This is a genomic window from Desulfobacter postgatei 2ac9 (genome assembly GCF_000233695.2).
GTDB classification, from domain to species: domain Bacteria; phylum Desulfobacterota; class Desulfobacteria; order Desulfobacterales; family Desulfobacteraceae; genus Desulfobacter; species Desulfobacter postgatei.
Genome location: NZ_CM001488.1, coordinates 2,967,096 through 2,989,389, shown reverse-complemented (window position 1 = coordinate 2,989,389; position 22,294 = coordinate 2,967,096). Strand labels below are relative to the sequence as shown.

Sequence of the window (22,294 nt, the reverse complement as noted above, 5' to 3'; positions counted from 1 at the left end):
TGAATACACGGAAAGACACGGAAATGAAGCTGTTTTTTTCTGTGTTTTCCGTGTATTCCGTGGTTATAAAAACAAAGAGGGGTAACCATGAAAATACGCCTTCATAAAAATGCCACGACAACCCCTGCCCAGCGGGCATATATTCAAAACAATCCCCATCTCTCCGTTGCCACGCTGGCAAAAAAAACCGGGGTCAGTAAAACCACAATACGCAGATGGCAAAAACGAATGGACGTATATGACCGCCCCCATACACCCAAACGCATAAAAACCGCGCTGACACCCATTGAAGAGATTAAAATTATTATCTGCCGGATGGCATTCAGGGCAGGCCTTGATGATCTGCAACAAATTGCGGAATCTTTTTTTAAGATCAGTTGTTCCAGGGCCAGCCTGAACAGATGCCTCAAGCGGTATCAAATATCCCGGATGCCCAAACTTAAGCGATCCGTACCATTTAACCTTAAAGATTACACAGGCACATATCTTTATTACAATTGTTTTCATCTACCCTCTTTTCTCAAAGATAAAGAGCCCGTGGTACTGCAAACCCTTCTTGACTGCTCATTCAGGACCTTTCATGCCCAGTACGCCACAATGGCGAACACATTTATTTCAGATCATATCCAGAATTTCCCTTTAAGAGTTTTAGGCGTTATCTACAATAATCCGGTAAGGCTTTGTGGTGAAACCATAGACAGTAAAAAGATACCCAAGAAAAATCCTGACAGTGACATTGAGTTTTTATGCAAGGACTTGGGCATTTCATTCTTTCAGATGGATGATCTGCATACGGATACCATCAACGAATTAAACTTGCAGGTGAAAAAAATTATTAACACATCTGACCCTGAAATAGATACAACCACCTGGGAAACAAACGAAACATTGACCAAACAGATATGCCATTACAACTTTGAACTGCCCCTTGGCTTTTTAAAGCAAAAAACACCCTACCAGGCTATGGAAGCGCACTACACGGATTTTCCAAACAGTTTTAAACACAAACCCAATCTTATTATTTCCTGATCACCCGGTCCTGTTTTCCTATGGATTTGAATCGGAAAGAAACCCATATCCGCAGACTGGGTTTACCTGTCATGCCGGGCAAATAAAAAGCGGACCGGTTTTCACCGGCCCGCTTTATAAAATCAGGCAGTATTGACTAAATTAAATTTGATAAAACTAAATTAGAAGTTGATCTGCCATTTGGCGCCGAAATAGGTGACTTCATTCTCATCATTACCAGCCGCGTTGTCCATGTAATCAACAACACCTACTTCAGGAACTATATGCACACCTGGAGCCAGGGTGATGGGCAACTGAATGTAATAAGATTGCACTTCGTCTTCTTGAGAATCGGACACATCAAATTCAGTCTGCTGGTAACCATAACCAACTTCTACACCAAGCATTTCATTAATGGTATAAGCAACGGCAATACGCCCGCCCATGGCGTCGTTATCAATGACCTCATTACCAACAACAGCAGCGTAACCTGACCCAACAACAAGATCACTTACCTCAATATTGTAAATGTTGCCAACGTTGGTACCGCCGTTAACCTGAGCGGTAAAGCTGAAAGCACCGAAGGTAGCAGCAACATCAAGACCAAGACCCCAGGAAGTTACATCATCATCAGCGATTCCGTCATCAACATCAAAAGTCTGATAACCACCGGCCATGGTAATGACAAAGTTGTCAAAAGTAAGAGCATACTGGAGCTGAATCATAGGAATAACAACATCAACAAAAGCATCGGTTGTGTCGCCAAAAGCAGCACCATAATAATCAGTGTTATTTTCAACAAAAGCAACCTGGAAATCGCCGAAAGTCATCTTAATCTGAGCACGACGACTACCGTCAACTTCGCCCCATCCGGAAAGTGCGGCATCATTACCAACTACCTGATTTGAACCAGTCAGATACATGGGTACATAATCTTTACCAACGAGCAGTTTGCCCGCGCCAAAGTCCCATTCGCCGTAAAGCAGACGGACGTTGGCAACCCCACCGGAAGCGCCGTATTCAAAACGGCCGGTCAGTTCATCGGAAACTTTAACATTGGCGCCAATACGGGCGTTGCTTTGAAGCTCTTCTGTAAACTGAACGTCTTCCAAATAATCGTCAAATTCATCAAGCTCAACACCATCAGCATCGGTATCAGACCAGAAAGTAGAAACACGAGCAGAACCATAGAAATTCCACTCAGCTGCATACGCCGAGCCTGCCATCAGAGCAAGTGCTGCAACAGCTACAATAATTTTTTTCATCTTTTTCTCCTTTTAGAATTATTTACTGCCTGAAATTTCAGCACCCTGCCTTCCTTTTAAAAACAGGATACCAAATTAGTTTCTCTTTTAATTCTATTTTAATGCGTTTGTCAATTATTTTTTCCGATAATTCTAATTTTATTCTCTCACAAAGCCACAAAGTCACAAAGATTTTATGGTCCTTTGTTGTCCTTTGTGACTTTGTGGCTTTGTGAGAGTTTTTCAATGTGCCACGTATTATTTTATTTCAATTTATAAGAAATAATGTTCGACGTTTTATCCTGGGTAAGGATGGCTATCTTGGACCGGGTCACAACGGAAATCACCAGCTCTTCAATCCCGTCATTGTCTATATCCGCAATATCAAAATCAGAGACCCAGCCCTGCAACGGTACGGTCTGAAATACCGGCGCAAGGGCAATACCGTTCCAGGACATGATTTCAACCCGCCCATCTTTAAACCGTTTAATCCGCCCAATGGAGCCGGCACCAAACTCACTATTTGTAATCAGAAAAACCTTATTTTTCTGATCCTCTCCCACGGGATGAAATTTGATTCTGGGATTAAAATAGTCGCGTTCCCGGACAGTTTGATCTGCAGCCGGTTCCCCTGTAATCCAATAATTATTGGTCTTCCCGTATTTTTCCGTACTCTCCCATTCATTTGACCCGGCATCGTTGATGAGTACCAATCGATGATGCTGGTTAATGTTTAAAAATTCATTGCCACCGTCCTCCCGAACCGGTCCCCTGGCCAGGGAAAGCACAGATGTCCCCTTGGGCACACGAATGGGCTTTTCCTCCAGGTAGGTGTCATTGGCCGCACTCATGATATATATTTTTCCGGCATATGGACCTCTGCCTTTATCCTGGGCATAGAGCACAGGATTGCCGTCCACAGAATCAATTACACGAAAATAGTAGGAAAGGCCGTCCTGGAGCGTTGTATACGATGACCCATTATATTCCACCACAAACGAGGAAAGGGTTTCCCTGTTTATTGTCATGGCCGTGACAAAAATTTCCGGATACCCGTTACCGTTAATATCTGCCACATCCAGTCCGATAATTCTCAGATAGGATGCATAATCCAGACTGATCTCTTCGGTGAGCAGAGTCCCCTCAAGATGGTATATCTGAAGTGCCGAATCCGTTGCGGTAACCACCTGAAGTCGACCATCTTTATTCAAGTCGCCGGTGGCCATGGCACGGATCACTTCCTCCACCTTAAGATGGGTGGTGAATCCCTGGCTTGCCTGCATGGCCATCATACCGCCGCCATAACTGTCGCCACCGCCGGCATACTGAAGCCCGCCAAGGGTCGGATTCTCTTCCTGGGGCCGGGCATACAGCTTGTTATCTATATTGCGGTTGAACACCTTCATATTGATATCACCGGCAAAGGAGTTCACCAGGGGGATGACATCGCCCATGGAATTGCTCTGCTCGAAAAAGGCAAGGGTTTGCTTTTTTCCTGAAACATCGACCATAGAGGCATCTAAACTGATACTTTCACCATAATGGGTAAGACTGCCGAAAAGGATGTAATCCACCCCCATCTGCGCGCCTATATCCCGGGCTAAGCCCTCATTCAGAGGTCCTTTAACAAGCCCGCCGGCCTTTGCCTTGGCCAGGGCGTTGTCAACGGTTTCCCGATCCAGGACATCCACTTTCCCGGCATCGGAAAGCCTTGAGGAAAGCATTGAGAACAATCCGTTTTGCAGGAAACCAAGATCCTGGGACGAATTCATTTCAAAGGGGAAGACAGCTACGGTTTTGGCGTCACCGCACAATCCCGTACCGATAGCTGCCCAGAAAGCAAAAAAAGTCAAAACAGCAACCATTGTTTTGAAAGCAAAAAATATTTGCATAAATTTTCGCATGGGTTTTCCTTACACTCCTGTTAAAATTGAACAAAATCGAGATTCCCAAGGTTTATATCCCATCCCCCGGACTCACACAAGTCTTTTGAACAGCTTTTCAAGACTGCGGGCATCAAAAGAGACAAAAACAGGGCGTCCATGGGGACAGTGCATGGGATTTTCACAGGTAAACAACTGCGCCACAAGCGCTGTCATCTCCTTCAGTGACATGGACTGTCCACCCCGCAAAGACCTGTGGCAGGCCATGGTGGCCAGGGCATCTTCAAGCCAGTCATCTTTAAGACCCGTGCCGTTGGCATGGCTGATTTTCTCAACCATTTCCACCACCATGGGCCCCACATGCTTTTGCGCCACCAGCACAGGCACGGCTTTTATTACAAACGATGTCCCGCCAAAGGGTTCAACCCGAATGCCCAGATCAGCCAGATCCGTCATGATGGATTCAAGGACCAACGCTTCCTTGTGGCTCAGTTCCAGGACCTCGGGAACCGCCAGGGACTGGCTTTGAACATCCATACGCTTGTAACGCTTTAAAAGCGCTTCAAAAACAATACGTTCATGGGCAGCATGCTGGTCAACCAGTATCAGGTGGTTCTCCTTTTCCACTACAATATAAACATTGAGTACCTGACCTATCACCCTTAAATCCGACTGAGTTGCCCGAAACGGTTCAATTTTCGAAAAAGGCGTTGTGATATCCGGACTTGAAGGTTGATTTGCATGGCTCACCAAAGGCGGCTGATTGTGCAGGGTTGTTTCCGGCTCCGGTACCCAGGATTTTTCCGGGGATTCCGCAGCCTCAAAGGATTCAGGGGGTGCATCAAAAAATTTATACACAGACGGCAACTGGGAAGCAGAAACGCTTTCAAACAAGTCGGGCGTCAATCTTTTTTCTAACAGGGATGCCGATTTCAGTGCGGCCTGAACAGGCGTTGGGGACTCCTTTTTCTCAGTCATCACGGCCCTGGCATAGGACCATTTGTTCTCCTGACCACGGGACAAGGCTTTTGCCACGGCAAGGGACAAGGCTTGGTATACCGGACCGGGTGTAATAAATTTAATTTCACGTTTAGTCGGGTGCACGTTTACATCCACCTGGTCACAGGGCAGTTCCACACACACCGCCCCCACAGGATAGCGTCCCTTCATGATCCTGCCCCGATACCCTTGAAACATGGCGGAGATAAGCCCCCGGTCATACACAAGACGCCGGTTGACGAACAGAAAAATCCGGTTGGCGGTACTGCGTGTAATACCGGGATTGGCACACACCCCGCGGATACATAGCCCGGCCAGGCCACGATCCGTGCCGTCATCGGTTTCCGGCCACTGCATTTCGTACAGAGAATCTGCCGCCTCTTTACCCAGCACCATCTGGGCCCGCTGAAAAAGGGTCTGGCCCGGGGGATAACTTTTAACGGATCTGTGGTTGACAACAAGGCGGAATCCCACCCCGGGATTGCCCATGGCAAGTCCTGCCAGGGCATCGGCAATATGACCGGACTCGGTGTTTTCGCTTTTTAAAAATTTTCTTCGGGCAGGTGTGTTGAAAAACAACCGCCTAACTTCCACCATCGTACCGACAGGCGCGCCGGTATCCGTTACACCGGAAAGCTTGCCTCCATTCATATCGACCCGGGTACCGATGGCGTTATCCGCTGTACGGGAGACAAGACTGAACGTTGATACGGACGCAATGGATGGCAGCGCCTCGCCCCTGAACCCGAATGTGGAAATGGAAAACAGGTCTTCCTTGGTGTAGATCTTGGATGTGGCATACCGCTCTATTGACAGCACCGCCTCATCCCGGGAAAGCCCGCACCCGTTGTCTGAAACACGGATTAAGGTTTTCCCGCCGTTTTCAATCTCAACGATAATCCTGTCAGCCCCCGCATCCATGGCGTTTTCCACCAACTCCTTAACCACGGAAACCGGCCTTTGAACAACTTCACCGGCAGCGATCTGGTTGGACAGGATATCAGGAAGAATCCGGATTCTGCTCATGAAGGCGTATTCAGGCTTTCCTTTACAAAACGCAGTAGAAATTCGCTGTCTTTTGGACTTAAATCAAACTGCAGACAGGCATCATTAACCAGTTTTTTCACATTCTGGTCGGGCTGGGCCGTTCTTTTTTCAGACACCCATGCAATGGCTTTTTTCAGGGCATTCCCCTGGGGTATGACAGTGGACATATTGACATTCCTTTATGATAACCACGGAAGACACGGAAAGCACTGAAAGTTAGAGCGCTAAGCGCTCAATCTGTACTTTTGGGTGACTGCCAAAGTTAATCAGTAATCCTAATTTCAAGTTCGTTGCTTTCAAGTAATTGATAACCTGTGCTTTATGTTCGGGAGAGATATCCTTAACCGCTTTTAACTCCAATATGATTTTGTTGTAACAGATCAAATCGGGCTTGTATATTTGATGAAGCGGTTCTCCTTTGTACATCAACGGGATCTCCTTCTGAGCAACAAATGGGATGCCCCGTTTGCTTAACTCCACCTCCAGACACTCCTGATAAACCGCTTCCAGAAAACCACATCCCATCTCTTTGTAAACCTCAAAAACAGCACCACGAATCAAATAAGTTTCTTCTTCAAAAATCAAACTCATTTTCCGTGTTTTTCCGTGTATTCAGTGGTTTATAACTCAGGGGGGTCTGGATGTTTACCCACAGCCTGCTCAAATCCATATCCTGCCCGGATCAGTGACATTTCATCAAAATGCCGGGCCATCATCTGAAGACCCATGGGAAGTCCGGTGGAGGAAATACCCGCGGGCACTGAAATCCCGGGAACACCTGCCAGATTGCAGGAGAGGGTAAAAATATCGCTTAAATACATGGTCAAAGGATCTTCGATCTTCTCACCGATTTTAAACGCAGGTGTCGGTGCCACAGGAGACAAAATAATGTCGCACGACTCAAAGGCGCGTTTAAAATCATCCATGATCAAAGCCCGAACCTGTGAGGCACGACCGTAATAGGCATCATAATACCCTGAAGACAGAGAATAGGTGCCGATAATAATCCGGCGCTGGACCTCCAGTCCAAATCCTTTGGACTTGGTTTTCTTGTACATCTCCATAATATCGTTGGCATCCATATCCCTGACCCCGTATCTCACCCCGTCGAACCGGGCCAGATTGGCACTGGCTTCACAAGGGGCAATGATATAATAGGCAGCCACCGCATAATTGGTATGGGGCAGGGAGATCTCTTTAATGTCAACACCCAACCCCTCCAGGGTTTTCCGGGCGTTTTCAAACATTGTTTTGACTTCGGGATCAATGCCTTCGAGGCTTAAAAATTCCTTGGGGATGCCTGCGGTCATTCCGGAAAGACCTTGCTCCTTGAACAGGGCAATGCCCTTTAAAAAATCCGGCATCGGTTCAGGTGCACTGGTGGAATCTTTGGGATCATGACCCCCCATGAGATTGAGCATCATGGCCGTGTCCGTCACATCCCGGGTGATGGGCCCCACCTGATCCAAAGATGACGCATAGGCCACCACACCAAACCGTGATACCCGGCCATAGGTGGGTTTCAGGCCTACCACACCACAATGGGAGGCGGGCTGGCGGATGGAACCGCCCGTGTCCGTGCCCACGGCCCCGGAACAGAACCGGGCCGCCACAGCAGCGGCAGATCCGCCGGATGAGCCGCCAGGGACATAGTCCGTGTTCCAGGGATTGCGGGTAACAAAAAAGGCTGAATTTTCGGTGGAAGAACCCATGGCAAATTCATCCATATTGGCCTTGCCGATCAGCACGGCATCCTGGGCTTTAAATTTTTCCACCACCGTGGCATCGTATTGGGGCACAAAATTTTCAAGAATTTTAGATGCACAGGTGGTCTTCACCCCCTTTGTACATAAAACATCTTTTAAGGCCACGGGTATCCCGGTAAAAGCCTGGTTCTCCCCTTTGGCAATAATCCGGTCCGCCTGTTGAGCCTGTTCCAGGGCAAGATCCCGATCAACAGTAATAAATGCTGAAATCGTGTTGTCATATTTATCAATACGGTCAAGGAAGGCCCGTGTCAATTCAACGGAAGATATTTCCTTTTTGTCCAGAAGATCTTTGGCCTGGGCAATGGTCAGGGTATGCAGATTCATTTTAGTTCCTTACGCTTTTTTTGGGGGCTACTTCACCACTCTTGGCACCACATAAAAGTCCTGGTCACGTTCCGGTGCATTGGCCAGGGTCACATCCGGGCCCGGGGACGGTTTTTCCTCGTCTTCTCGGAGCACATTATTCATGAATGCCGCCCCTGATACCGGTGTCACCCCGTCAACATCCACATCCTTGAGAGCATCAATATAATCAAGGATATCACTGAGCTGTTCTGCCAGGGTCTCCTTGAGTTCATCATCCACATCCAGCCGGGCCAGATGGGCTATTTTCTCCACTTCCTGCTGTGATATTTTCATTTTTATTCCTTTTTTATGACGATACCGTTAACACCTGAACCGGCAAGCTTTGCCAGCCGGGCTCCGGCTTCTTCCTGATCGGAAAAAGAGCCGGTCCTGATCCGGTGCCAGGTCACCCCGTTGATCGTCACACTGACCCGGTAGGAGGTAATCCCCTTTTTATTCAGAAGAGCCATCCGGGATAAGGCATCATTTAAATCCTTATATGACGCAACCTGAATGGTGTATGCACCATGGGTCGATACCGGCGCCCCGCTATCGGGCCTGGTTTCTTTGGAGACCGCAGCTGTTTTTTTACCTGTTTGTTTTTTTGATTTTAAAACATTGGGGGCAGGCGGGATCACAGTCCGGTTTTCACTGGTTTTTGTATCTGTTTTTACCGAAGCACTCTTTTTAAGTAGTGGTGCCGGGGCATCACCATTGTCTTCACCCTGCCCGACAGAATACCAGGTGGCCAGTTTTTTACTGAGCTTGACAGGAATCTTTTCAGCCTGGGGCGTATTGGGTGTCGACTCTATCGAAGCTGATTTCCCGGTTTCCCGGCCCGGGGCAATTTCTCCGGAATCATCTGTTTTTTCTTTGATCAGATAGGAGACCGGCTCGTCAAGAACATCATAAAATTTAAGATCTATTTTTTCCTTTTTAGGCAGTTTGGCAGAACGCTCACTCACCATTCGGCCAAGGCGTTCCTGGAAAGGTCGGGTTTCAAACAGGACAGGAGTTGAACCTCTGCCTACAAAAACGCCAAGACCAAACATCCAGATCCCGATTAAAAGATACCAGCCATATGTCCCAACACCACGAATCTTAAATTCTCCTACATTCTTTCAGGGGCAGAGACACCTAAAAGGGTCAACCCGTTACGGATCACTTTTTTAACTGCCAGAACCAGAGAGAGCCTGGCCAGGGACAGCGATCTATCTTCCATGATAACCTTATGCCGGTTATAGTAGGCATGAAAGGCCGAAGCAAGGCTCATCAGGTAGGTGAAAACCACATGGGGATGAAGGGTTTCCGCGCTTTTTTCCACCTGTTCCCGGAAAGCGGCCACCTGCTTAATCAGCTTGAGTTCCTCTTCGGCCACAAGTTTTTCAAGGTTACTACCGGCGTTGAAGTCAGTCTGGTCAATAAGGCCTTCATCCTTTGCCTTGTTTAAAATTCCTGTAATCCGGGCATGGACGTACTGCACATAATAAACAGGATTATCAGCACTTTTCTTCTTAGCCAGTTCCAGATCAAAATCAAGCCCTGAATCATAACTGCGGCTTAAAAACATGAACCGTGCAGCATCCTTTCCCACCTCGTCCACAATATCCTTAAGCGTCACAAACTCTCCGGCCCGGGTGGACATCTGCACGGGATTTCCGTCCCGCAGTAAATTGACCAACTGGACCAGAATTACATCAAATTGTTCGCTCTTTCGTCCCGTGGCCACCACAGCCGCATCAATACGCTTGATATATCCATGGTGGTCCGCCCCCCATACATCAATGACACGATCAAACCCGCGCTCGTATTTTTCGTCATGGTAGGCGATGTCCGATGCAAAATAGGTGGTAAGTCCATTGTTGCGCACCACCACCCGGTCCTTTTCATCCCCGAATTTTTCAGTACGGAACCAAAGAGCCCCGTCCTTTTCATAGATCAGGTCTTTTTCTTTAAAATTGTCAATGGCTGTCTGGACCCGACCCGAATCATAAAGGCTTTGCTCGCTGAACCAGTTGTCAAACCGGACACCGAAAGCATCTAAATCGGACCGGATACCGGCCAGAATTTTACCGGCGGCAAATCGGGCACAGATCTCAACGCCCTGTTTTTCATCGGCATCAGCAAGGTCTTTTCCCCGGCCATCAAGCACCTCTTTGGCAATGTCGCGGATATAGTCACCCTGGTAGCAGTCCTGGGGAAAATCCACGGTTTTTCCCTGCATCTGTTGCAGCCGCAGCCACACTGATGTGCCAAGGGTTCTGATCTGGCGGCCGGAGTCATTAATATAATATTCCTTTTGCACATCAAAACCTGCAAAGGAAAGGATATTGCCGACGGCATCCCCCACAGCAGCTCCCCGACCGTGCCCCACATGAAGCGGACCTGTTGGATTGGCCGATACAAATTCAACCTGGACACGTTTCCCCCTTCCCAGGGCAGACGCGCCAAAGGTTGCATCCTGGTTCAGCACTTGGTCCACCACCGGGTGCCAGGCCCCGGGGGATAAAAAGAAATTAATGAATCCGGGGCCTGCCACCTCTATTTTTTCCAGTACAGAGCCCAAAGGGGTGTGGGGAGTGTCGGAAATGGCCTCAATAAGACTTTTGGCGATCTTTGCCGGGGCCATTTTCTGCAATTTTGCCGACACCATGGCAAAATTGGTTGAAAAATCCCCCTGGCCTTCATGTTTAGGGGTTTCAACTTCAAATTCAGGCACCTGGTTGGAAGGCAGAAACCCCTTTTCAAAGGCTGTACGGGCCGCATCCAGGAGGATGGTTCTAATTTTTGTTTTCATAAAGGATTAATTCTCGTGTTCAGAGGTATCTTCAGGGGTGAATCTAGGGGTATCGTCCTCGGAATCAATTTCTTTCATCTCGTCTTCCTTGGTGTCCCCATCTTCATCTAACAGTGCATCCAGCTCAACATCATCGTCTTCAAGGGAAAAATCCTCTTCGCCGGGCAATGTGTCCACATCATTATACTCAATGACCATCTTATCCGATTCAGGATCGGCAAAAAATTCAGTAGCATTTTCAAACAACTTTTCGGACAGCTCCCTGGTGGGAAAAAAACTGCGACGGCGAAATACGTTAAGAAACGCCTGAAATCCCTCTTTGCATGCCGCACTAATGACGTCAAGGGCATAGTCTTCTTCATGCAAAGGCAAAATTACACCGGGATCCACCTCGGCAGATTCAAGAACCGTCAGTATATTGTCCGCTATATTTTTTTCAAACCTGATTTTCTGTTTCATTGGGTTCTCCTGTTATCATCCATTAACTTGAAACTTCTTAATATAGCCCAACCAATTCCCGTGTCAATAATTTAAATCTATCCCTTAAATCCCTCCCGGAATTAAACAAACTTTTTAATTGACCCGCCCGTGTCAAGATGCTATATTAATCGGGTTAAATTTTGGAGGAGTGGCCGAGCGGCTGAAGGCGGCGGTCTTGAAAACCGTTAGGTGTTAAAGCCTCGTGGGTTCGAATCCTACCTCCTCCGCCAAAAAAAATGTGGAGAAGTGACCGAGTGGCCGAAGGTGCTCGCCTGCTAAGCGAGTGTATGGGGAAACTTGTACCGAGAGTTCGAATCTCTCCTTCTCCGCCAATAATTGGGGGTCACAGTAAAATTGAATTTTACTGTGACCCCCAATTATATTTTGGATGACTTTTTAATGGAAAAAGAACAGATATATCTGATATACTGCCTGCCATATCAAAAATATTATCTGCCTGCCCAACAAGGCGCAATCTTTCATCATAATAGGCTTAAAGGAGTTAACCGATGCAATGCCATGAAGTGGATTACCAAATTTTCGGGGATGACATGCAGGCCGTTGAGGTGGGGCTGGATCCCGGCGAAACCGTGATTGCGGAGGCCGGTGCCATGAACTGGATGGAGCAGGGCATCGCATTTGAAGCAAAAATGGGAGACGGCTCTGAAGCGGACAAAGGGCTTATGGGCAAACTCTTTGGCGCAGACAAACGGGCGCTCACCGGTGAAAGCCTGTTTCTTACCCATTTCACCAACCAGGCACATGACAAAAAACGAGTGGCCTTTTCCGCACCCTATCCTGGAAAAATTATTCCCGTTGACATGGCAGCGTTTATTTGCAAAGCTTGCCCTTCTCCCGCCTGGCAGACCGTATCATCAGCCATGCGCCAAGCGCCGGGGGTTCATCTAAAGGAGAAGGTTCTGTCTTAGGCGGCCTTGGACGGCTGTTGGACGGAAATTAAATAGCGTTTTTACGAGGAAATTATGCAACGTCTGATTTTCCCTGTGCTTGGGTCCGTGCTTTGTCTGTTATGCGGTTGTGCCACAACGTCCAAAATCGTCATGCGCGATGATCCGTTAATCGGCACCGTGGTCAAAGGAGACACCGGGGAGCCTGTCCGTTTTGCCGGCCTTATGGAGACGCTGCTCCACAGTGATCTCATCTATCTGTCCGAAAAGCATGATAATCCCATGCACCATGCCATCCAGCACCGGATTATCCAAGCCCTCATTGACCAGGGGCAGGCGCCAATCCTTGGCTTTGAATTTTTTTCATACCAGGAGACCCCGTTGCTGCTTAATCTGGTAGATGCCGGCAAAAAAGCGCATTCACCGAAAATGGAAAAAGCCGTTGAACAACGAATCAGGAACAAACTGGGATGGAAAACCCAATCCGACACCATGTGGGGATACTACTGGGATTTGATAAAGCTTGCGGCAGATAATGACTTTCCAGCCGCAGGCCTTGACCTCTCCGCCACCCAAAAACGCAGGATTACCCGAAAAGGGCTTGAGGGCCTGTCCCCCATTGAATTACAGCAGCTGTTTTCCACCGGACTTTCAAACTCAGCATATGAATCGCACATGAAATCGGTTTTTGTATCGGTTCATTGCGGCATGGACCATGGCCGAATGACGGACCGGTTATATGATACCTGGGTAGCCCGCAATGACCGGATGGCCTTGTCCGTGGTTGAACTGTTCAATGCCATGCAAACCCAAGACCACGATAAGGCAGGACGAAAAACAGGCCCTGTTGTCATCATCATAGGTGCAGGCCATACTGAGTATGGTTTAGGTCTCATGGACCGGGTACATCACTTGAAACCAAATGCCGTCCAGACAAATTTGGCCATAACGGAAATAGAAAGAGAACCTGCGGAGCTATCGCACTATTTAAAACCCCTGTCCCTTGAAGGGTTTGATCCGATGCCCCCTGCCGATTATCTGTGGTTCACCCAGCGGGTTTCCTATGAAGATCCGTGTGAAGAATTTAAAACCACACTGGAAAAAATGAAAAAGCGTAAAAAAGGACTCTAACCTTTCACCCGCAATACGCCTAAAGTTCCGGTCATCTCAAGCACCTCATAATGCCCGGTTGCCAGGGCCTCTTCATACACCTGGCGTGGGGGCTGCCCCCCTTCTTCGGGATTGAAAAATATATCATGAATGACCAGAAATCCGGCCGGGATAATATGGGGGGCCCAGGTCAAAAAGTCCGTATGCACTGCTTCAAAAGAGTGCCCACCGTCGATAAACACCATGGAAAGCGGTGTCTTCCACATGCGGCCTGCTGTCTTGGAGGCACAGACAATGGGCACCACCGTATCTTCCAAGCCTGCACGGAAAAGCGTCTGACGAAACAACGGAAAGGTATTGACGCTTAAAGTTTGCGCATCGTATAGGTCAGGATCAAAATATTGTTCGCCCGGCTGCTGTTCTTCGGAACCTGCATGATGGTCTATGGAAAATAAAATGCCGTTGTTCTGTTTGCAGGCAGAACCGATAATGGCGGCAGACCGCCCGCAATATGAACCGATTTCAAGCACCGGACCAATCATAGAAGCAGCCAGGGAAAGATCATATAAACGCAGGGCCTCATCATCATCCATAAATCCCTTGATGGTATTTAAAAATTCAAAATCAAGCGGGCGGGTCATGAAATCTTTTCCTCATCATAACTTCTCACCAATATTTCCCGGGGCTTGGAACCGATCTGGGGTCCGACAATGCCTTCATGTTCCATCATCTCAATGAGCCGGGCAGCCCGATTGTAACCGATTCGCAACCGACGCTGGACATAGGAAATGGAGGCCTGTCGATCCTTGGTTACCAAGGCCACAGCCTCGTCATATTTTTCATCATATTCGGATTCGTCAAACATTTTTTCCTGGCCGTCGTCATCACCCTGAACCACCTCTTCGTTATAATCAGGGCGGCGTTGATCTTTAAGAAAGGATGTGATCCGGGCGATCTCTTTTTCGGAAATAAAGGCGCCCTGGATACGCATGAGCTTTCCTGTGCCGGGAGGGCAGAACAACATGTCTCCGTTGCCAAGCAGGCTTTCAGGTCCCCCCTGGTCAATGATAATCCTGCCGTCAATTTTTGAAGAGGTTTGAAAAGATAACCGGGTGGGAAAATTAGCCTTGATTGTGCCGGTGAGTACGTCGGCAGATGGACGCTGGGTGGCTATGATCAGATGGATACCTGCGGCCCGGGCCATCTGGGCAAGGCGTGTCAGGGCATATTCAACGTCTTTTGAAGCCACCATCATCAGATCCCCGAGTTCGTCCACGATCACCACAATAAAGGGCAATTTCTCCAGGGGAAGACCACCGGGAAGCACAATATCCTCGGGCGAGGTGTCCGGTGAAATATCCCGGAGCCGTTCGTCAACCATCTCATTGAACTGCTTGATATTTCTTAAGCCCGACAATTCCAGCAGCTCATACCGGCGGTCCATTTCCCGGACAGCCCAGAAAAGTGCATTGGTGGCTTTCTTCATATCCGTGACCACAGGGGTGATCAGGTGAGGAATATCATTATACACCGAAAGTTCAATACGTTTGGGGTCAATCATAATCAGTTTGACCTCATCGGGGGTGGCTTTGTACAGCAAACTGATGATCATGGAATTGAGCCCCACACTTTTACCCGTACCGGTGGCCCCGGCAATGAGCAGGTGGGGCATTTTATCCATCTTGGTGGCCACGGGCTGACCAAGAAGATCCTTTCCAAGGCCAAGGGTCAGTAAGGATTTGGACTGAACAAACTCCTTGGATGCGATCATTTCCCGTAAATTTACCAATTCACGCTCATCATTGGGAATCTCAATGCCCACCACATCCCGGCCCGGAATAGGGGCGACAATGCGGATGGAAATGGCCGCAAGGGCAAGGGCAAGATCATCGGAGAGCCCTACAATTTTTGACAATTTGATGCCGGGCGCCGGACGATATTCAAATGTGGTGATAACAGGACCAGGAAGAATTTCCACCACTTCGCCCTTGACATTGAAATCCTCCAGCTTTTTCTTCAAGATGCTTGCCTTGTTCTGGAGTTCATCGGTGTCGATCTGCCTGCGAAGTTTTTGTTTCTCATCCAGAAAAGACAAACCAGGCAGAATAAAATTGCGCTTTTCCCGGATATCGTTTATGGAGGGGTCCGCCACATACTCTTTGTCATCAGTTGCCACTTCCACAATCGTGGGACCAACGAATTTTTCGGACTCGGATTTTTTTGGGGGTGAAGAGACTTTGCCGGAACGGGGCATGGGGGCATTAATCTTTTTGGGGCTCAGATTTGCGTCTATTCCCGGCTCAGAAAAAAAATCGGGCACATGAATATCAGCCTCAACATCATCCCCACCATCTTTTTCATCGGATCTTGGCAGAACAGTCAAGGCTTTTAATTTTTCGGCCCAAACAAACCCGGCTGCTTTTCTCTGCTCTCTTTTGTTTTCCAGGATTTGCCTTAAATACCCTACACCTTCGGCCATCTCCTGCTTGATTGTCAGGGAAAGCCGAATCAACCAGTACCAGATAACATCAAGCACCGCTTTTAATGAAATGCCGGTAACCAGCATACCGCCCACCAGCACAAAAAAACATAGAAATATGACACAGCCGGTGATATTGGCATATTTGAGCAAAAACCCCGCAAGCCAATCGCCCACTTTTCCGCCGGCAGAAATCGTGGTGTCGGAAAACGCATAGGTTTCACTAAACAGGAAAAGAATACTACCCGTGGAGATTATCAGGATCACTCCCCCTGCAAGGGTCAACCCGATCTCTTTCCGGGATTTTTTTCTGATAAGCCACAGACCTAAAAGACAAAGAATCAATGGTACCCACAGGGAACCAATACCAAACAAATAGATAAACAACCCGGCAACATGTGCTCCGATCAGGCCGAACTGATTGTTCACATGGTGTGGGAAGGTAAAGAAATGATTACCCACACACGGATCGGCAGCATGGTATGAAAAAAGACTTACCGATGTCAGGATAATCAAAAATATTAAAAAGACGCCGAACAGTTCTTTTTTCATACTTCGATAATAATGGGTACAATCAAGGGCCTGCGATTTATGGCAAAGGCAAAATACTGTTTGAGCGCCCGCTGCAGTTTTTTTCGAATCAGTTCCACCCGGCACTCAATCCCGGCTTCAATCTCTTCAACAATCTCCAGGATTACGCACTGGGCATCGTCCACAAGGTAGCCTGTGGCGGAATCAAATACAAACCCTTTGGAAATCAGTTCCGGTCCGTACAGTACCACCCCTGTCTCCTCGTCAATAATCATGGTCACCACCACAAGACCGCCTTCGGACAGTTCCCGGCGCTCTTTAAGCACGGAGCGCCCCACATCACCGATACCTTTTCCATCCACAAGAATCCGGCCGGTCTGCACCCGGTCTTCAATCCTGCCCCCGTTTTCCCCATCAAAGGCGATGACTTGACCGTTTTCAGCGACAATCACGTTACTTCGAGGCATTCCCAATTTTTCGGCAAGCCTTGCATGCATCACAAGATGCCTGTATTCGCCGTGGATGGGAATAAAGTATTTAGGTCTTGTCAGGTTGATCATCATCTTAAGCTCTTCCTGGTGGGCATGACCCGACGCATGAATCTGGGCGATCTTGGAATAAACTACATCCGCGCCCCTTCGATAAAGCTTGTTGATAATGCCGGCAATGGCTTTTTCGTTTCCGGGGATATGTTTGCTCGACAAAATCACGGTATCCCCTTTGCGGACATTGATGTGCTTGTGAACGCCCGAGGCCATTCGGGCCAGAGCAGACATAGGCTCCCCCTGGGTACCTGTGGTGATGATCACCACTTCATGGTCCCCAAGCTTATGAATCTGTTTGATATCCACCACCAGTCCCGGCGGACAGTCAAGATACCCTAAGCGCATGGCCACATCCGTAATCTGCTCCATACTGCGGCCATTGAATATGACCCGGCGGTTGTTGTGCCTGGCAATATCAATCACCTGCTGAATCCGGAACACATTAGATGCAAAAAGCGCAACAATCACCCGTCCGGGGGAGGCTTCAACCAGTTCTCCCAAATTTTTTGCCACCTCCTGCTCAGACATGGCATACCCCTCTACTTCCACATTGGTAGAGTCGGAGAGCAGCGCCAGCACGCCCTTTTCGCCGAAACGGGCAAAACTTGAGATATCGGTATTTTTCATGATATCGGCGGAATGGCTGATGCGGAAATCTCCGGTATGTACCACCACGCCTTCAGGGGTTGTGATGGCCATCCCCACACCGTCAATGGTGGAATGGCTGACCCGGATAAACTCTATGTCAAAGGGTTCAATGGTCAGCACCTCTCCCGGGTTGACCAGATTAAGATCCACATGGGTGTTGAGATCAAACTCAATGAGCTTGTTGCGCACAATCTCCAGAGTAAAGGCCGTACCATATACCGGCAGACGGATTTCGCGCAAAAGGTAGGGCAAGGCCCCGATGTGGTCTTCATGGGCATGGGTCAGGATAATGAATTCGATTTTATCCATATTCTCCCGAAGGTAATCCATGGCCGGGATAACAATATCCACGCCCAGCATATGGTCTTCAGGGAACATGATGCCTGCGTCAATGATGAAGATAACATCATTATACTCCACCACCATCATGTTAAGGCCGATTTCACCAAGCCCTCCAAGGGGTATGAGTTTAAGCATGTAAATTATCCGGAACCGATATCAAACACAAATGGACAGCTTTTCAAGAACGGCGTCTGCCCAGTCAACCAGCCAGTTGCGCTGCTCAACCGTGGCGTAGCCCATACAATCACACCTGATATTGGTTTTAATTCTTACCAACAGCTCACAGAAGAGGGCATTTTCTTCCAGCATCAGGGCAAACACATGGGGCCCGCAGGCCTTATGGGAGGCCTGGGTTTCTGTCAAAACACCCGAATCCAGCTCAAGCCAATAGATCCCGCCCACGGTGGCAGCCTCAAGATAGGTGTCAAAATACTGTTTTAAAGCTATGTAATCCTTAAGCGTAAAGCCGTCTATGATATACTGTTTCATAATCCGGTAAATTAACACAGAAGGCGTGAGCTATGCAACCTGAACTTAACGCCTTGAGCAGGGCAATCGCATTAAAAAATAGGGTTTATCTCCAAATTAAATTTATTCTTGGCGTTTCACAGCACAATAAATGTGGTGGATAGATAATTTGAAAAAAGTATTCAATCATACCATTTTGCTCTCCTCTCACAAACCCTAAAAACGTCTTTAAAAAAGTTAGCAAGACCTAAAAAATGCCACTTTTTTTTCACATTGTCACTTTTTTTTCACAACTGGGTCATGACTGTCACTTTTATTTCCTAAGGGAAACCCCTATTTTTTTCCGATTAATTTCGCGGGAAAGGATAAGATAATAATTTGGTAATTATTTTGAATAACATGAAATATCATGGCAATTCTGGGCTCAGTCAAAAGAAAAAAAATGAATTTCACATCACGGTATCGTTTTTGCTAAGATAGTAAATTGATTTGTCTAAGTAGTTGTATGTTGTATTTGATTTTTAATGTTGATGACAGTTCTTCGGAGGATATTTTGTAAAAGAGAGCACCGAATATAGACAAATAGAAAAGCCAATTCTGCACAGATGCAGAAACGGAAAGCCATAGGGTCTATGATTTAGATAGCCGGGTTGCCTCGTTTTTAATGAAAGCAGCTCGGCTTTTTTTGTTTTTACCACTGGTTTTGAGCTGTTCGATACTAATCAATACTTCGGACAGTTTTTGAACGGTCGAAAGGCACTGTTATCAAGGTTTTGATGGACTCCAAATAATTATTTAAACTCAACGTGTAGGCTGAGTTTCAAATAAATAGCTGTATAGCGGGAATTTCTCGATTCAATGGGCTAAAAACTGCCCGAACTATTGATTAATGAAGTTTTTTATTTAACCAAGAAAGGAGAAAAGATGAAAAATTGGAGATTTTCTGGATTTTTAATGTTTCTATTTTTTGTAATTTTTTATACTGAGGGCTATGCGACCACATTATCTGTCGAATTGCAGTCAGCAGTTGCTGGGATACCTACACCTGGTATTGTCATTATTGATTTTATCGACGGTGATGGTTTTTCAGGAAGCACTGCTACTATTAGTAATTTCTCTGTAAGCCCATTCCAATTTGAAGGTTCAGTAACTGAAACAATACCAGGTGAATACTTCTTCACCGATACGGAACTACTATCCTCTCTATATTTTGATCTTGATGATGTGTATTCTGGTTTTTCTTTTCAAGTAAATGCAAATTTTATAGATCCGAGTGGATTAGGGTTCCCAGATAGTTTGGTTCTTTCTATAACTGATTCAAACTTTTTTCCACTCTTTTCAACAGCAGATCCAAGAGGTACGGATTCTTTGTTTATTTTAAGTCTTTTAGGGCAAGAGATTTATGAGCCAGATGGATTCAACCTTTCCGTAACAGAAGAATCGAACCCTGTTCCTGAACCAAATACATTACTATTGATATCAATAGGTATCTTTATCTTTATTCCAAAAAAAAAGAAATTCTTAAAATGGGGAATATTTTCATTAACATTGTTTGCCTACTTGCCAGCACATGCAGCGCTTATGAATGTTACCAGTCAAGTAGTCGTTGATCGCTCACCACTTGTTTATAATCGTGCCACAAAAACTTTTGATGGATTAGTGTCTATCAACAATGTTGGCAGTAACAATCTCGAGTCTCCAATGTTCCTTGTAGTTTCAGGACTTCCAGATAGTGTGTCAGTCTACAATGCTACAAGCCTTTCGCCAGATGGGAAACCTATGTTAGATTTGCAATTAGATTCAAGTGGATTGCCATCCGGACAGTCCATTCAAAATTTCAGGATAAAGTTCCACAACCCTAACAATCTTAAATTTACTGCAATTTTATTAGTTTTGGCAAATGATGGAACACTTCCTCCAGACCCAGGTGACATGGGTAAGGTTACGTTAGAAGGTGTGGATTCAAATACGAATGGAATACGTGATGATTTAGAAATATATATAGATGTCAATTTTGGCACCTCACAAAAAAAAAGAGAAGCCCTTAATCAATTAGCACAATCACTCCAACAAGGAATTATAGCAACAACAGAGCAAGAATCTATGAATGCAGCAAATTCTTTTAGTCGTTCAATGGAATGTTTAGAATATATAGATTCTGAAAATCAAGAATGGAAGAGTGTGCAAAGTAAAGCTGTTGACACGCCAGAAAGATTAGACGCTTGGCTATCTCATGAAACAAGAATATCAGGCAAGGTATTTCCAATTCGTCCTTTGAGTGAATGGAAGACAAGCTGTTCTTTCGACATAGATGCACTTGACAATTAAACCTACCGGAGGCTAAAGGGTATGAAAAAAATAATCTTCCTTTTAACAATTATCTTGGTTTTTATTTCCACATTTCATGTGTTTGCTGAAGATTTATGTAGCCCAACTTTATCGACTGTATATTTTGGTAATGGTGTTGGTCGTGGGATTGCGACATATGGCGAGGCAAACACTAGCACAATTAAGCTTATGTCGATATTCATGGCGAACTTAGATGATCCAAATGAGCAACAAGATTATGAGTTTAAGTTGGCATTTAATAATTCAAGCGGAACCATTACTGATATAATTGAAGCTGCAAGACAAACTTTAGGCGATAATTGGCCTACTCTTCTTGTCGCTTTTCTTCTTCGGGATACTTATATATTAAGCCTATTGCCAGACAGTATTGTGCAGGAGTTTAATGATTTTTTAACAAACCGAACTATTCAGGAAATGATCGCTCCAACTAGTAGTATTGATGATGTTAACAACCATGTTAGTTCATACAAGTCAGACATTGGGGAAGGTAAAAAGGTAATCTTAGTTGCCCATTCGCAAGGGAATATATTTGCAAATTGGTCTTTTCAACGTCTTAGCTCCAGCGAGCAAAATTATTTCACAATAGTTCCGGTTGCAAGCCCAGAATCTATTGTTCGAAAAAGCTTAGTAGGGCATATTCGCTTTAGTGATGATTTGGTTATTGCTGGTGTTGAGGCAGGGAAAGCATTAGTCGGTCTTTTACCTCCTTTAGCATCAAACGACTCGGATAATGTTAACTCCCCTTGGCCATGGGACAACGATTCAGATTGGCTATCACATGGTTTTAAAAAAGCCTATCTTGTTGATCCATCCGCCAAATATTTCATAATTAATGGTATCATCAATAGTGAAAATCTTTTACCTGATCCGCCAACATCCGCTGAGCAAGGAACTATTACAGTAACTCTTACATGGGGGAGCAATCCTGATGTAGATCTACACATCTACGAGCCGACAGGTAGGCATGTATATTATGCGTCAAAACAGGGACAATTTGGCTACCTCGACGTTGACGATACCAATGGATATGGCCCGGAACATTACTATGTTTCTTGTCAAGATTTGGTTGACAATGCATCTGCCATTGGACGTTACCGTTTTGGTGTAAACTATTATTACGGCTATTCACCTGAAGTAGCGACGTTAACTGTGAAAACACCCAGTGCTGAAGCAACCTATTCCAAAATTTTAAATTCTTACAGAGGTTCTGCTGGTAATAACAGCATGATACCAGTAGCAGACGTTGTGGTTTCTAGAAATCCAATTTCAGGAAGGTTCGATTTTACAATAGAAGCACGATAGTCTATCATAGCCCAATCATAAATTTCATGAGCCTCTGCGT

Annotated in this window: 19 protein-coding genes, 2 tRNA genes and 1 riboswitch; of the genes, 7 read left to right on the top strand and 14 right to left on the bottom strand. The window is 46.4% G+C overall.

Annotation, left to right across the window (positions count from 1 at the left end):
- The first annotated feature begins 87 nt into the window (after positions 1-87).
- Complete coding sequence (locus tag DESPODRAFT_RS13755) at positions 88-1,029, top strand: hypothetical protein (RefSeq protein WP_004074224.1); 942 nt, start codon at positions 88-90, stop codon at positions 1,027-1,029.
- A gap of 161 nt (positions 1,030-1,190) precedes the next feature.
- On the opposite strand, the gene DESPODRAFT_RS13750 is transcribed toward DESPODRAFT_RS13755, so the two are convergent.
- From DESPODRAFT_RS13750 to DESPODRAFT_RS13705, 10 genes are all read right to left on the bottom strand, one after another.
- Complete coding sequence (locus DESPODRAFT_RS13750) at positions 1,191-2,273, bottom strand: hypothetical protein (protein WP_004074223.1); 1,083 nt, start codon at positions 2,271-2,273, stop codon at positions 1,191-1,193.
- Between the two features lie 242 nt (positions 2,274-2,515).
- Positions 2,516-4,156, bottom strand: a complete 1,641-nt coding sequence (locus DESPODRAFT_RS13745; RefSeq protein ID WP_004074222.1) for an FG-GAP-like repeat-containing protein — start codon at positions 4,154-4,156, stop codon at positions 2,516-2,518.
- Positions 4,157-4,228: 72 nt separating this feature from the next.
- A complete protein-coding gene (mutL, locus tag DESPODRAFT_RS13740) occupies positions 4,229-6,160 on the bottom strand; it encodes a DNA mismatch repair endonuclease MutL (protein ID WP_004074221.1) in 1,932 nt (643 codons plus the stop codon).
- Positions 6,157-6,348, bottom strand: a complete 192-nt coding sequence (locus DESPODRAFT_RS13735) for a hypothetical protein (RefSeq protein ID WP_004074220.1) — start codon at positions 6,346-6,348, stop codon at positions 6,157-6,159. Before DESPODRAFT_RS13735 ends, mutL begins: the two co-directional genes overlap by 4 nt.
- A 49-nt stretch (positions 6,349-6,397) precedes the next feature.
- A complete protein-coding gene (locus DESPODRAFT_RS13730) occupies positions 6,398-6,772 on the bottom strand; it encodes a GxxExxY protein (protein ID WP_004074219.1) in 375 nt (124 codons plus the stop codon).
- Between the two features lie 29 nt (positions 6,773-6,801).
- A complete protein-coding gene (gatA, locus tag DESPODRAFT_RS13725) occupies positions 6,802-8,274 on the bottom strand; it encodes an Asp-tRNA(Asn)/Glu-tRNA(Gln) amidotransferase subunit GatA (RefSeq protein WP_004074218.1) in 1,473 nt (490 codons plus the stop codon).
- 27 nt (positions 8,275-8,301) lie between these two features.
- A complete protein-coding gene (gene gatC / locus DESPODRAFT_RS13720) occupies positions 8,302-8,589 on the bottom strand; it encodes an Asp-tRNA(Asn)/Glu-tRNA(Gln) amidotransferase subunit GatC (protein ID WP_004074217.1) in 288 nt (95 codons plus the stop codon).
- A gap of 2 nt (positions 8,590-8,591) precedes the next feature.
- Positions 8,592-9,347: an SPOR domain-containing protein gene (locus DESPODRAFT_RS13715; protein ID WP_004074216.1), complete on the bottom strand. Its 756-nt coding sequence runs from the start codon at positions 9,345-9,347 to the stop codon at positions 8,592-8,594.
- 59 nt (positions 9,348-9,406) lie between these two features.
- A complete protein-coding gene (gene argS, locus DESPODRAFT_RS13710) occupies positions 9,407-11,092 on the bottom strand; it encodes an arginine--tRNA ligase (RefSeq protein WP_004074215.1) in 1,686 nt (561 codons plus the stop codon).
- Positions 11,093-11,098: 6 nt separating this feature from the next.
- Complete coding sequence (locus DESPODRAFT_RS13705; RefSeq protein ID WP_004074214.1) at positions 11,099-11,551, bottom strand: hypothetical protein; 453 nt, start codon at positions 11,549-11,551, stop codon at positions 11,099-11,101.
- A gap of 163 nt (positions 11,552-11,714) precedes the next feature.
- On the opposite strand from DESPODRAFT_RS13705, the gene DESPODRAFT_RS13700 reads away from it, so the two are divergent.
- From DESPODRAFT_RS13700 to DESPODRAFT_RS13685, 4 genes are all read left to right on the top strand, one after another.
- Positions 11,715-11,802 (top strand) — tRNA-Ser (locus DESPODRAFT_RS13700).
- Positions 11,803-11,812: 10 nt separating this feature from the next.
- Positions 11,813-11,904, top strand: a tRNA-Ser gene (locus DESPODRAFT_RS13695).
- 177 nt (positions 11,905-12,081) lie between these two features.
- Positions 12,082-12,501 (top strand): AIM24 family protein, encoded by a 420-nt coding sequence (locus DESPODRAFT_RS13690; RefSeq protein ID WP_004074213.1) that lies wholly within the window; start codon positions 12,082-12,084, stop codon positions 12,499-12,501.
- A 54-nt stretch (positions 12,502-12,555) separates the two neighbouring features.
- On the top strand, positions 12,556-13,611 hold the full coding sequence (locus tag DESPODRAFT_RS13685; protein ID WP_004074212.1) for a ChaN family lipoprotein: 1,056 nt from the start codon (positions 12,556-12,558) through the stop codon (positions 13,609-13,611).
- On the opposite strand, the gene DESPODRAFT_RS13680 is transcribed toward DESPODRAFT_RS13685, so the two are convergent.
- From DESPODRAFT_RS13680 to DESPODRAFT_RS13665, 4 genes are read right to left on the bottom strand one after another with little or no spacing between them, the layout of a single operon-like run.
- The gene (locus DESPODRAFT_RS13680) at positions 13,608-14,231 is read right to left on the bottom strand and encodes a class I SAM-dependent methyltransferase (protein WP_004074211.1); all 624 of its coding nucleotides are present in this window, start codon (positions 14,229-14,231) and stop codon (positions 13,608-13,610) included. The genes DESPODRAFT_RS13685 and DESPODRAFT_RS13680 overlap by 4 nt on opposite strands.
- Positions 14,228-16,621, bottom strand: a complete 2,394-nt coding sequence (locus DESPODRAFT_RS13675) for a DNA translocase FtsK (protein ID WP_004074210.1) — start codon at positions 16,619-16,621, stop codon at positions 14,228-14,230. The genes DESPODRAFT_RS13680 and DESPODRAFT_RS13675 overlap by 4 nt, the downstream gene beginning before the upstream one ends.
- Positions 16,618-18,270 carry a ribonuclease J gene (locus DESPODRAFT_RS13670; protein WP_004074209.1) on the bottom strand — a complete coding sequence of 551 codons (1,653 nt, stop codon included), beginning with the start codon at positions 18,268-18,270 and terminating at the stop codon, positions 16,618-16,620. The genes DESPODRAFT_RS13675 and DESPODRAFT_RS13670 overlap by 4 nt, the downstream gene beginning before the upstream one ends.
- Positions 18,271-18,291: 21 nt before the next feature.
- Positions 18,292-18,624: a hypothetical protein gene (locus DESPODRAFT_RS13665; RefSeq protein WP_004074208.1), complete on the bottom strand. Its 333-nt coding sequence runs from the start codon at positions 18,622-18,624 to the stop codon at positions 18,292-18,294.
- A gap of 559 nt (positions 18,625-19,183) precedes the next feature.
- Positions 19,184-19,261, top strand: a riboswitch (cyclic di-GMP riboswitch).
- A 266-nt stretch (positions 19,262-19,527) separates the two neighbouring features.
- Here DESPODRAFT_RS13665 and DESPODRAFT_RS13660 point away from each other — a divergent pair.
- On the top strand, positions 19,528-20,931 hold the full coding sequence (locus tag DESPODRAFT_RS13660) for a PEP-CTERM sorting domain-containing protein (protein ID WP_004074207.1): 1,404 nt from the start codon (positions 19,528-19,530) through the stop codon (positions 20,929-20,931).
- Between the two features lie 21 nt (positions 20,932-20,952).
- Positions 20,953-22,254: a YfaP family protein gene (locus DESPODRAFT_RS18770; protein ID WP_004074206.1), complete on the top strand. Its 1,302-nt coding sequence runs from the start codon at positions 20,953-20,955 to the stop codon at positions 22,252-22,254.
- Positions 22,255-22,294 lie beyond the last annotated feature (40 nt).